The sequence below is a fragment of the Kastovskya adunca genome (genome assembly GCF_059505785.1).
Genome location: NZ_JCACLG010000010.1, coordinates 25,887 through 37,930, shown reverse-complemented (window position 1 = coordinate 37,930; position 12,044 = coordinate 25,887). Strand labels below are relative to the sequence as shown.

Annotated in this window: 8 protein-coding genes; 4 read left to right on the top strand and 4 right to left on the bottom strand. The window is 47.2% G+C overall.

Annotated features, from left to right (window positions below):
* Positions 1 to 67: 67 nt before the first annotated feature.
* The 4 genes from AC5JR3_RS03010 to sbcC all read right to left on the bottom strand — a co-directional run bounded on the left by AC5JR3_RS03010 (position 68) and on the right by sbcC (position 8,862).
* Positions 68 to 709: a LabA-like NYN domain-containing protein gene (locus tag AC5JR3_RS03010; RefSeq protein WP_495842904.1), complete on the bottom strand. Its 642-nt coding sequence runs from the start codon at positions 707 to 709 to the stop codon at positions 68 to 70.
* Between the two features lie 552 nt (positions 710 to 1,261).
* Positions 1,262 to 1,693 carry a hypothetical protein gene (locus tag AC5JR3_RS03005; RefSeq protein ID WP_495842902.1) on the bottom strand — a complete coding sequence of 144 codons (432 nt, stop codon included), beginning with the start codon at positions 1,691 to 1,693 and terminating at the stop codon, positions 1,262 to 1,264.
* A gap of 518 nt (positions 1,694 to 2,211) precedes the next feature.
* Positions 2,212 to 5,370: a PAS domain S-box protein gene (locus AC5JR3_RS03000; RefSeq protein WP_495842900.1), complete on the bottom strand. Its 3,159-nt coding sequence runs from the start codon at positions 5,368 to 5,370 to the stop codon at positions 2,212 to 2,214.
* 471 nt (positions 5,371 to 5,841) lie between these two features.
* Positions 5,842 to 8,862 carry an exonuclease subunit SbcC gene (gene sbcC / locus AC5JR3_RS02995; protein WP_495842898.1) on the bottom strand — a complete coding sequence of 1,007 codons (3,021 nt, stop codon included), beginning with the start codon at positions 8,860 to 8,862 and terminating at the stop codon, positions 5,842 to 5,844.
* Positions 8,863 to 9,075: 213 nt separating this feature from the next.
* Between sbcC and AC5JR3_RS02990 the strand changes: the two genes are divergently transcribed.
* The 4 genes from AC5JR3_RS02990 to AC5JR3_RS02975 all read left to right on the top strand — a co-directional run bounded on the left by AC5JR3_RS02990 (position 9,076) and on the right by AC5JR3_RS02975 (position 11,897).
* Positions 9,076 to 9,267 (top strand): hypothetical protein, encoded by a 192-nt coding sequence (locus tag AC5JR3_RS02990; RefSeq protein ID WP_495842897.1) that lies wholly within the window; start codon positions 9,076 to 9,078, stop codon positions 9,265 to 9,267.
* A gap of 208 nt (positions 9,268 to 9,475) precedes the next feature.
* Positions 9,476 to 10,036: a general stress protein gene (locus AC5JR3_RS02985; protein WP_495842895.1), complete on the top strand. Its 561-nt coding sequence runs from the start codon at positions 9,476 to 9,478 to the stop codon at positions 10,034 to 10,036.
* 359 nt (positions 10,037 to 10,395) lie between these two features.
* A complete protein-coding gene (locus AC5JR3_RS02980) occupies positions 10,396 to 10,977 on the top strand; it encodes a cyclic nucleotide-binding domain-containing protein (RefSeq protein ID WP_495842893.1) in 582 nt (193 codons plus the stop codon).
* A gap of 152 nt (positions 10,978 to 11,129) precedes the next feature.
* Positions 11,130 to 11,897: a hypothetical protein gene (locus AC5JR3_RS02975; protein WP_495842891.1), complete on the top strand. Its 768-nt coding sequence runs from the start codon at positions 11,130 to 11,132 to the stop codon at positions 11,895 to 11,897.
* Positions 11,898 to 12,044 lie beyond the last annotated feature (147 nt).

Below are 12,044 nucleotides of genomic sequence, written 5' to 3'. Positions count from 1 at the left end.
GTAACAAATGCTGACACATCACCGATTGCATCTGCTAGAGACGCGATCGCATGGCTCTCTTTTACGCTTAAACGTGAGGCGATCGCAACGATACCTCTGTAAGTCCATTCGAGCCAGACCGCGAGGCTTTTTGGATATGATCTCGAATTGAATCAAGATCAATGTAGTGGTCAGAAACATTGATCAGACTGTCGCTAGTCATAGAGCGCAAACTCACGACTTCAACCCGCACACCTCGGTAGCTTATGGCATTCACCGCATAAGCTAAATCTCCATCCCCACTGACTAAAACGGCTGTATCGTAGTAATCCACTAAAGTGATCATATCGACAGCGATTTCCACATCCAAGTCAGCTTTTTTCGAGCCATCAGGAAACTGCACTAAATCCTTTGCAATCACGCGATAGCCGTTGTGACGCATCCAATGCAGAAAATTTTGCTGCTTTTCATTGTTTGGGTCTACTCCGGTATAAAAGAATGCCCGTAAGAGTTGAGAACCCGCCGTCAATCGATAAAGCAGTTTGGTATAGTCAATTTCCATCCCCAGTTGTAGGGCGGCGTAAAATAAGTTTGCGCCATCAACAAAAATTGCCACTCTACCGCGATTTAAACGAGTTAGAGCCAGACTTTCGCTTTCATGAGCCTCTTGCGCCTCTTTGCTACTATTCCTCGATTCGTTGAAAATCTCTTTTTTGTTATAAATATTCATTAGTTCATTTCCTCGTTAATCTCTGCTTTATACAGCAGATTAGTTGTTTTGTTGCTGAATTTCCCGCTTAGGAGCGGTTTTAGTCCTATTTTAGCCCTGTGAACTTACCGTCCTGGCTCAATCTGAAGATTCCTCGCTGTGTCTGCAAAAGGCAGACCCTCTGACCATTACTTAATCAAGGTTTTGTTCTGAAGTTTATAGTTGTGAACCACAGTGTTTTTTAAACTCATATTTTAACAGCAGGCATTTTTACCCCACTCTACCTAGTGCCCTCCCAGGCATAAAACCTTTCCTTGTCTTCCCCTGTGTGTGGGGGATTGAGGGAAATCTTGTTAGGTCTTATATCAAGTTAGGTCAAATTCCCATTTAAAATACCTCCCCCCTAAGACCGACTTAAACCACAAACTCTATGTAATTACCTGAATTTAATATTAAACCTGACTTTTTACACAAAATTTTTCTAAATCTCTCCAAACATAACTCCCCCAAACTGATGACGTATTGTTTAGCAATTACTAATTTTTCACCTCTCTTTCTACTCTTGATAACCTATTAGACCTGAGTACTTGCTGTCAAAACTGCGGCTAAAAATATCTGATCAGGAGGAGAAGCACTACTCATTAGTGCCGTCTTTGCCTGTTCGTTAATCAATAATTTTCTTTTATAAATCACGCTAAAATCTTGACCAAGGATGAATCCTTTACGGGTTAATTTCTCTAAAGCAAATGTCATTGTGGCTTCTAATATATCGAGGCAAAAGTCTAGTTCATTGAAATTTTGCAAGATCCAATGGCAGGTACCTGGATCAGTTTTAGCTAATTTAAAAACGGCTGCCATCATCATATCTTGCGTGTAAGGAAACCCAAACAAGCCTGTAAAAGTACGGTTGTAAGATTCCACCATTGCTTTATCCTGACTTCGGAAAACCTTGGTGATTAATGTGACACCTAAGTCAAATCCTTCGCTTTGATTGATATTGGACATAGTTACAAGTATTAAACTTGAAAAAAATATTACTAAACAACTTAGATTTAATTGCCTTAGGTAGATGGATTTTTGACTGCTAGGTAAATAGGCGAGAGTAAATCAATTTTCTACTGCCTGTAATTTTTTGTTATTTTGTAGTCAGAGTTTTAGTCCTATTTCAAGAAATTTAACTTTCACTACAAACCTTTAATTATTTACTTCGTTCTACTTATTTGATTTGAGCTGAGAGTGGTAAGTGTCTTGGCTGTCGTTACTATTGAGCGGCTTTTAGGGTGACGAAAAATTTGATGTTAAGAATTTATGAAGTATTGGATGTCGTCGTTTTTTTTACTGGCTTTGGTTTCGTTAACTGCTATTTCTTTCTTTTAAAGCATCTTTTGCTACTTTTTACCTCCGAGAGAATACCGAGAGAGACAAATTTTATTTTCTATCTTGATAAATGAGGGGATGGGGAGTGGGGGAGAAAGGATGAAAGAACAAGTGCAATTAGCAACCGCCTGCTTGCCCATTCCCTATCACTTCCCTTCTGGTTGCTGGAGAGGGATTTCAATAGTAAATTCTGTACCTCGTCCAGGCTGGGAATCACACTTGAGGGTGCCGTGGTGGTATTTCACGACAACCTGATAGCTAACCGATAGTCCTAAACCTGTACCCTGTCCTACTGGTTTGGTCGTAAAGAAGGGGTCAAATAGGCGCTTTCTTACTTCTTCTGTGATTCCTGAGCCATTGTCACAGATGCGGATGACGGCGTGGGTGTTATCTCGGACGGCGGTATGAATCCAGATCGTCGGGGAAGAGAGTCCTGAGTCCTGAATTCTTTGCACCCCCGCTCCCCCGCTCCCCTGCACCCCTACTCCCTGTTCCAGGATGTCGATTGCATTGTTGATGATATTCATAAACACCTGATTAAGCTGCCCTGGGTAGCAGTCCACAGGAGGCAAGTCACTGTATTGTTTGATGACTTGAATCTCCGTTTTTTGATTTTTAAGCGATAAGCGGTGGTGCAAAATCAACAGCGTGCTGTCGATGCCTTCATGCAAGTCAACTCGCTTCATTTCGGCTTCGTCTAAGCGGGAGAAGTTGCGGAGGGACAGCACAATCTGGCGAATGCGCTCAGTTCCTAGCTTCATGGAAGACAGCAACTTCGGCAGATCCGCCGCGATAAAGTCTACATCAATTGCTTCGGCTTGGTCTTGAATGGCGGGGGTGGGTGGATCGTATTCCTGTTGGTACAGATGCAGTAGTGATAGCAAATCTTGGCTGTATTCGCTGGTGTGGGTAAGGTTACCGTGGATAAAGTTAACGGGATTGTTGATTTCATGGGCAACTCCGGCAACTAGGGAGCCTAAGCTCGACATTTTTTCGCTTTGGATCAGTTGCGTCTGGGTGGTTTGGAGTTGGTTGAGGGTGAGTTCGAGCTGTTTGGTTTGCGCTTGAGCGGTGAGGGCAGCTTCTTGGGCTTGGGCGTAAAGTTTTGCCTGGTTAATAGCGATCGCCAACTGGTTGGTTACAGCTTGGCACAGTTCCACTTCCGTCTCTTCCCAAGGTCGCGCACCGGAACAGTGACTAAAGCAAATTACCCCTATTTCCCCCTTATGGGTTTGCAGGGGTATGGCTAAAACGGAGGTGTAACCGAGAGACTGTAAAAACTGTTGCAGAATTGGGTGAGAACAGGTAGCGACTTCATCGACATGGATGATTTCTTGATTAAGAAATGCCTGGGTGAATGCCCCAACCTGCGTGTGGGGATAGCGACCGAGATGACTGGGAAGTTTGGGAGTTTTTGCTTCGGTGACGATTTCCCAGTAAGGCTCTTCTTGGGACTCTTTGGACGGTCGATACCAGATGAAATGGCAACGGTCGATTTGAAACAGTGCCCGCACTTCCTGGACGGCGGTTTCTAGGATGGTGTTGATATCGAGGGAATTGCGGATTTGGTTGGCTAGCCGGAATAGGAGAGATTCGCGGCGCGTTAGGAGGGCTTCTCGCGCCCAATGACGGTCAACAGCAACGGCGATCGCTCCTGCAATCCAGCTTAAGGTACTGCGGGCATCTTCGCTAAAGAATTGACACCCCAACAGGGCGATGACGCCCACAATCCGGTCTTCCACAATCAAGGGATAAGCGGCAAGATTTGGATGGAGAGGGCAGGGATTTGAGGTGACGGACGGTTCTTGCAACTCTTGCCAGTAGGGTTGGCGGGTTTGAGCGATCGCCGCCACCAACTCCGCCTTTAACGTCGAACCCATCTCAATGTCGGGGCGTTGATTGGCGATCGCGGCAAAGGTTTGTTGGGCAGGTTGCTCAGATGCGGGGTTAAATAGCCACGCCTCGGCTCTATTTACTTCTAGTTGTTCCACCATCGCCTCTAGGCAATGGGGCAAGATTTCCGCTAAACTCCCGCCTTGGGAGAGGGAAAAACCTACCTTTGCCGCTAGGGTCGAGAGACGCGATCGCTCCAATAAGGCAGCTTCTGCCTGTTTGCGTTGGGTAATGTCTTCTATAACGCTGATGAAATACTTCGGAGTACCAGACGCCTCACGTACCAGGGAGACGGTTAAGTTGATCCAAACTAGAGAACCATCGGCGGTAACATAGCGCCCCTCCCGGTTGAGGGTTTGCTGTTTGCCCGTGAAAAGTTGAGGGTTATAAATGCAATCGGTGGCTTGCTCGTCTGGGTGAGCAATATCTTGGACGGTTTTCTTGAGGAGTTCTTCGCGGGTGTAGCCTGTGAGTTCGCAGAGTTTTTGGTTAACCCGAAGAAACTCACCCGTTGTACTTACTTGCGCGATCGCCACGCCTGCTTGCTCGAAGGTGGCTCGAAAACGTTCTTCGCTCTCATATAAAGCCTCTTGAGCTTGCTTCTCCTCCGTAATATCCAGCAGCAAGCCATCCCAGAGAATATCGCCATTAGCTTGCTTTTCAGGACGGGAAGACCCCCGCAGCCATTTAGTTTTTCCCGAAGCAATAATAAAGCGTCCTTCCCAGCGCCATGGTTGTAGAGTTTGCGCGGAGATAGCGACAGATTCCTGAAAGTTTTTACAGTCGTCTGGATGAATTGTCCTTACAATCGCCATTGCATCTCTTTGCACTTCGCTTGGCTCTAATTCGCAGAGTTCGCGAACGCTAGAACTAGCAAATGGGAAAGATATCGAACCATCTGTCCGCAGTAAAAATTGATAGATCATTCCCGGAACATTGGCACTTAGTTGTTGAAACCGTGCCTCACTCTGGCGCAGGGCAAGTTCAGAGTGGTAGCGGTTTGTGACATCGCGGGACACACAGATGATTTCTTCCACCACACCTGTCTTTGGATGGTGAATGGCACGATTGGTCGTTTCAAACCAAATGTAATTCCCTTGTTTGTGGTGAACGCGGTAGCTGACAGTATGGGTGTCGGGCAACTCCAGAGTCGTTGAGTGAGATTGGGTAATGGTATCTAAATCTTCAGGATGAAAAAATTCGTAAGCAGAATGTCCTACCAGTTCCTCTGGCTCGTATCCTAAGAGAGAACGACAGGCTGGAGAGGCATACAAATAGATCCCCTCCGGTGTGTGCCGGGAAATCATATCTGTGGAGTATTCTGCCAGTAAGCGATAACGCTCCTCACTCTCCATCAGCACGTCAGAGGGAACAACTGTACCTTTTTTTATCGATTTGAGAGCTTTACTCATTAAATTGCCTTTGCCTGTTGCTGATCTAGGCTGTTTCTAGAGATGAAAACTTGAAAAGAAACTGATGAATTCTGAAGTTTGAATGTTGAGTAAAAATACTCTTAATTCAGATTTCGTACCTTTCTCAACAAGTCGTTAGCTCCTACTTTTTCTGCATTGAGGGATAATCTTAGGTCTTGGTGCAAGATGTCGATTTATGTCGTTTTTATATAATTCCCTTTTATAGAGTCATTGGCGGAGTCGGTAAGACACGCCTACATCCCTATAGAGAGAAGCATCTGCGATGCTTGGCACACTTCGCGAAGGCTAACGCCCCGACTGTGTGGCTAAATTTCAAAGCTGACAAGTTTTTGCCTAAATAGTATTAATTCAACACTCAAAATTTTCCTCGTTGCCACACAAAGCTAACTGTTTCTTTAAGACTAAGGGTAGTTGCAAAGAGAGTTGTCCGTAGATTTACGAGACTTTGGCTTACATCGATAAGCTCAGTTGGGAACCTTGCTGGGTTTTACGCACTTCGATGCGGGTTTGAAACGCTTCTTTAAATTGGGGCATATGCGTTACGGCAAGGATGCAAGAAAAGTCGGCGGCGATCGCATTAACCGCCGCAATTAGGCGATCGCATCCTTCCGCATCCTGAGTACCAAATCCTTCATCCACAATCAACAGTTGTAAAGATGTCCCCGCCCGTTGTGCCAAGAGTTTGGCTAAAGCAAGGCGAATGGAAAAATTAATCCGAAAGGCTTCGCCGCCTGAATAGGTTTCATAGGGTCGAGTCCCACTGGCATCGGCAATCAAAATATCCAGGGTATCAATAAGTTTGGTAGATTTTTTTGAAGCGCGTTTTCCAGCTTTTTGGGTAATAATCTGCACATGCAACTGGTTACCTGTTAATCGGGAAAGAATTTGATTAGTTTCTGCTTCCAATTGCGGCAAAATATTCTCAATCATCAGGGCTTGGATGCCATTTTTTCCAAACGCCTGAGTTAATTCGTGGTGAACGCGGTGTTGACGGCGTAAATCTTGCAGTTGTTGTTGCTGCTCGTCGTATTGAGTCTGCAAGGCTTCTAACTGAGTAAATCGCTGTTGCAATCGCCCTAACTGGCTTAACTGCTCATCTAACTGCTGTCGCCGCTGCTGAATCTGCGGCTGGAGTACTTCAATCTCCGCTGTAGTGTCGGGAGATTGCTCTAGTTGCTGAGTAATCATCTCCAATTGCGCTGCTGTAGCTTCCCGTTCTTTCTGGCGGATTTGTAAAGTTTCCTGGAGTTGTTGCTGTCGTGCTTCGACTTGCGGATATTGCTGTTGAGCCCAGAGGAGTTCCTGATATTGCAACTGCCAGGTTTGAGCTTTACGTAGAGCGGCTCGCAGGGTGTTGTGAGATTCTAAGTTATAGTCGATTTCGACAAGGTGCGCTTCTAGGGAGGCGATTTGCTGCTGCAATTGGGAGTTAGTTTGCAGTTGGTGCAACGCCGCTGTGAGGGAGTCGATTTGACTGGTGAGTTTGGGCTTTTGGGCGGCGAGTTGCGCTCGGCGTTTTGTGGCATCTTCAATTTTGGCTCTGGCAATTTCTGCCCAGCGCCAGCGTTCAACTTCCCCGCGAATTAGGGCGTGGGTTTGTTCGTTGTAGTCGAGTTCTTGAAGTTGCTCTTCTAATTGCTGAAGTTCTTGTTGTAAGTCGAGGGCGTAGTTTCCGGCAGTAAGCGATCGCTCAATTTCAGTTTTTTCTTCGCTAATCTCGTATAAGCGATCGTAGACTTCATCGGTGACATCTAAACGGGCGGCTAGTTGTCCTCGTTGTTCTAATAACTCCTCATAGGGAGCAAGTTCCTGAGTCAGCTGAGAGTACTCATGGCGCAACACCTGCAACTCCCGGTCGCAAACGGCAAGCTGTTCGCGCACCACCCAAATTTGCCCTTGAATTTCCTGCTGTTGGGTAAGGGTTTTCTCGATTACCCGTTTTCCATGATCGTCATCTAACGGATGTTCGCACAATGGGCAAATTGCATTTTGGGTTTGCAGTATCTCCAATTTTGACGTCAGTTCTTCAGTTTGTTTTTCATAACCCCGCTGATTTTCTTGCAGGCGTTCTTTGAAGTTGCGGCGTTCCAGTCCTTTTTCCTGCACCCGTTGTTGGTAAACGCGCTTTTTCTCTAGTTGCCCAATTTCTGCCTCCACTTGCAGCACCGTTTGTCGTAGCTGGGGGGTACTGGCAATCTGAGCGTTTAACTGCTTTTCTGAAGATTGCAGTTCTTCCAATTTGGCACTGAGTCGAGCTTGGGCGCGATCGAGTGCCGTTTGCACTATTGAGCGTCGTTGCAAGAGGGGGGAAACTTGCAGTTGCAGATTATCTAGCGCGTCTAGGCGTTGGCGGTGGTGCTGCAATTGTTCTATAGCGGCGGCAATTTCATCGGAACGACTGAGGGCGTCGAGAATTTCCTGCTCTTGGGGTTTGAGGGCGTCGAGTTGCGCTTGCGTCTGCCGAATTTGCAGATTGAGTTCGTTGATTTGTCGGGTAAGCTGTTGCTGCAACTGAGCCGAGTGTTGTTGAGCTTCCTGGTAATCCTGGAATTTGGCGGTGTAGGCTTCTTCCTCGGCTTGTAGGCGAGTAAAGTCTTGATATCCCGCGCTGATTGACTCCGCTTGGCTCAATCTCGCTTCTAGTTGCTGCTGTTGGGCGGCGGTGGCGGCGATATCTTGCTGGAGGCGATCGCAATCTTTGCTCAGGCTTTGATCTTGTTGCCGAACAAAGCTGAGTTGTTGTTGCCAACTACTGCGTTGGTTTTGCAGGATTTGGAGTTGGTCGAGTTTTTGGCGATCGCTTTGTTGGAGTTGTTGCAGTTGTTCTAATACTGCTTGTGTCGCCGTTTGTTCAGTAGCGATCGCAAGTCGCTGCTGCAACTGCTCCTCAATCGTCTGTAAACTTTGCTCTAACTGTTCTGCTTGCCCCTTAAACTGCCGCGATAAATCCTTCGCTTGCTCGGCTAAGTCTTCGTATTGATTCAGTTTCAGCAAGTCAGCCAGAATTTGCTTGCGATCGCTCGGACGCCGTAGCATAAACTCATCAGCACGTCCTTGGCGCAAATAAGCCGAATTAATGAAGGTGTCGTAATCTAGCTTCAGGTGTGCCGTGATCAACTGCTGCGTTGCCCGGACTCCTCGCCCCGTCAACGACCGAAACTTCTCGCCACTCTCTACTTGAAACTCTAGAGAACTGCTCTGTCCCCGGTTACGCGTGCGAATCAGCCGATAGGTTTGCTGGTTGTTCTGGAAGGTAAAATCCACCCGGACATCCTTTTCCCCCGCGTGAATCACATCATCTTCCGACGCCGCCCGACTTTGCCCCCAAATTACCCAGGTAATTGCTTCCAATAAAGAAGATTTTCCTGCCCCATTAGACCCGCAGATACAGGCAGTGTGCAATCCTCTAAAGTCCAGGACAGCATCGCGGTAACTAAAAAAGTTTTTCAGCCTCAGTTGCAACGGAATCATTCAGGCTTTAACGCCTCACACCTTTACTTTCAATACTTGTCAGTACATCTGCACTGTTGTTTAGTCTATCGACGCTAGAATGAGCTTTGTAGCCTTTAAGACATTAGTTTTACAATTATTAATAATTAACAAACATCCGGATTGAGGTGACTAAGCTATTTCTATGACAGCTAATCTCTCAAGTTGACTGCATTTATTTAAGAGGGTTGATCAATGGGAAGAAAATCAAAATTAAAGCAAATGAGGCAGCAGGCAAAGACGCAACGCCCCACCGAGCCAACACCACCCTCGACAGATTTCGCACCCACCGAATTCGTCCAGCAGCTAGAACAAATAGGCTATCAGCTTAATCAGGAAGGGCGCTCTCCCGATCTCCCTAACCGCAACGTCAGCCCGCAGTTGTAGCGCTTTGGTAGCAAAAATTAGTCCCCGTAAAAGGATTTAGGATACTAATTCCATCCCTCTACTGACAGAACTAAGCTTACCCCTTCCGGCTGACGAATGCCCTATCCAAACCCGAAACAATTAAGGAGCGGGTCACAGTACCCAAAGCTCTTGAGTTTGCCAAGGTGCAAATTCAATTGAGCGAAGAAAGCAAAAGGAGAAAAAAAATATGACTACAGATCAAATGAGACGCGCAGTCGGCATTTTTTCTCATCGTCAAGATGCAGAACAGGCACTTCAGGAGCTACGAGATGCTGGCTTCAATATGGATCGAGTGTCTGTAATTGCCAGAAACCCTGATAGCCCTCAGCAAATGTCTGGTGCAGATGTAGGTAAAAGCCCCGGTGAGCAAGCCCAAGGTGGTGCAGGCGCTGGAGCCGTTGCTGGTGGTGTAACAGGTGGTGTAATCGGCTTAGTTGGCAGCATAGGAGTCTTGGCGATTCCTGGGATTGGCCCCGCCGCTGCCATCGGCACTGTTCTGGCAGATACCCTTATAGGTGGTGGTATCGGTGCAGTCGGAGGCGGTTTGGTGGGCGCATTGGTTGGCTGGGGAATTCCTGAAGACCGTGCTAAATACTACGATGAGCGCGTCTCTCAGGGAGAGTACTTGATCGTTGTCGAAGGTGCCGCCGCCGATATTCGGCTGGCGGAGGCGATGCTCCACAAGCGAGGAATCCGTGACTGGGGGATTTATGACGCACCCGGCACCCATACTGCCACTCGCATGTAGTTCATTCGGCACTGTTTAGCGATTAGATAAGTCCGATCGCATAGATCTATAAAACAGCGTTTTAGTCTGTTGCTTCCTAGAAAGTGACAGGCTATTTCTTTTTTGCTGCTTTACAGGCGCGTTAATCTACAATCTGGCATTAGGTACAGGGCATTCCCGAAGAAATTGCGGAATCATTAAAGTGGGGGCATCGCAACAACTCAGTAATGATTCTGGTATTTAGAAACCTCAAATCTTATACTTTAACCTACGATTGATTAGCAGCTTCAAGATGACAAGCTATTCATCGAAGCAATCGGGGTGCTGCTGGAAGTTGTAACTGTTCTCCTGATAGCACAATCCAGAATAGGAAGCCTGTAATGAAAAAAGTCCTTTTTCTATTTAGCGAGTTAGATGATGATGACATTGACTGGATGATTGCTACAGGCTATAGAGCCGAAGTTCCCGCTGGTGCCATCCTGATTACAGAAAACCAACCCATTGACACGCTACATATTTTGCTGGACGGAACTTTAACGGTTTCTGTTTCCGCATTAGGCGGTCAAGTCATTGCCTATTTAAAGAGTGGTGCTGTGGTAGGGGAAATGTCTTTTGCTGATTCTCGACCCCCTTCGGCGACAGTGGAAGCGGTGGAAGATTCGCTTTTGCTGTCGATTCCCCGGCGTCAGTTACTTGAAAAGCTGGAAGAAGATCAGGGCTTTGCCGCACGTTTTTACCGCGCGATCGCGATCTTTCTTTCCACTCGCCTCCGAGGAACAGTCAAGTATCTCGGCTATGGTACTCCACCACTAATGAGTGAAGAAAGTAGTGTCGATGACTTAGCACCAGAGATTATTGATAATGTGCCCCTGGCAAAAGCGAGATTTGACTGGTTGTTGAGACGTTTAAAAGATTTTGATGCAGCGGTGATTAAAAACGACAAGCTGTCCCATATTCAATAAAGGGATTAGGTAGGGGAGAAAAAACTCACCGACTCTCCTCCCCCTCTCCACAGCCAAAAATTAGGAACATTCCCTTTTTTCCCAGGTCTAGGGGGGCATGGGCAGGCAACCTTCTTGCCCCTGCCAACCCTTACTATCTGGGGGATATTTGCATGTTTTCTTTTCACACACAGCGATCGCGAACGGCTGCACTCATGGCACTGGCAATCAGCACTAGTACCGCCATCCCCTTTTTGACCACCAGTGTAGTTCAGGCGCAGCGTCTACCCGATCCACCCACATTCCCATGGCTGGATGCCAAGGCTCCTTCCCCTAGCCCCAGCCCGGTTCCCAAGGATAATCAAGCGCAAATTCCTCGCCCGAACAATAACTCTAATAATTATGCAGTAGCGATCGCGGCGGGCACCTCTATATCAGTACAGTACAACGAAGCTGAGAAAATCATTGTGATGCCGCATGAAACCAAAGATTTAACACTTACGGTGGCGAAGAACATCACCTCCCGTCAGGGCACAATCTTGATCCCGGCTGGCAGTAAGATTGTCGGCAGATTGCAACCAGCACGGAATGGTTCTCAGTTTGTGGCGAGGGAGTTAGTTGTCAATCAAGGACGGAGCCGTCAAGAACAGCGGTATGACATCGTTGCCAATTCTCGCGTCGTTACCCGCACAGAGCGAGTCAGGCGGGGTAGCAATACCACTGCCATTGCCAGAAATGCTGCCATTGGTGCTGCTGCTGCTGCCACCTTAGCAGCGATTACTGGAGATAAAGCGATCGCTACAGAAGAAATCCTCGGCGGTGCAGGCTTAGGTGCATTGAGCGGGTTGCTGCTCAATCGCCAACGCTCAGTTGATGTGGTGGTGATTTACCCGAACCGAGACTTAACCGTCAGACTAGAGTCAGAGCTAGCGCTGCGTTAAGAGCCAAGAATTTGAGGGAGTCGATATTATAGCCGTCCTAAATGATTCCGCAAAAGCGAGATCTTCGACCGATTGGGGAAGCCGGGGATCAAGCGATCGCATCGCATCTCACCACCTAAATCGGATGGCGATCGTTGCTTAGAGACA

What these genes read in the sequence shown, in the direction of transcription:
- AC5JR3_RS02985 (WP_495842895.1), top strand. Translation starts at nt 9,476, where the DNA reads ATGACTACAGATCAAATGAGACGCGCAGTCGGCATTTTTTCTCATCGT.
- AC5JR3_RS02990 (WP_495842897.1), top strand. Translation starts at nt 9,076, where the DNA reads ATGGGAAGAAAATCAAAATTAAAGCAAATGAGGCAGCAGGCAAAGACG.
- sbcC (WP_495842898.1), bottom strand. Translation starts at nt 8,862, where the DNA reads ATGATTCCGTTGCAACTGAGGCTGAAAAACTTTTTTAGTTACCGCGAT.
- AC5JR3_RS03005 (WP_495842902.1), bottom strand. Translation starts at nt 1,693, where the DNA reads ATGTCCAATATCAATCAAAGCGAAGGATTTGACTTAGGTGTCACATTA.
- AC5JR3_RS03010 (WP_495842904.1), bottom strand. Translation starts at nt 709, where the DNA reads ATGAATATTTATAACAAAAAAGAGATTTTCAACGAATCGAGGAATAGT.
- AC5JR3_RS03000 (WP_495842900.1), bottom strand. Translation starts at nt 5,370, where the DNA reads ATGAGTAAAGCTCTCAAATCGATAAAAAAAGGTACAGTTGTTCCCTCT.
- AC5JR3_RS02975 (WP_495842891.1), top strand. Translation starts at nt 11,130, where the DNA reads ATGTTTTCTTTTCACACACAGCGATCGCGAACGGCTGCACTCATGGCA.
- AC5JR3_RS02980 (WP_495842893.1), top strand. Translation starts at nt 10,396, where the DNA reads ATGAAAAAAGTCCTTTTTCTATTTAGCGAGTTAGATGATGATGACATT.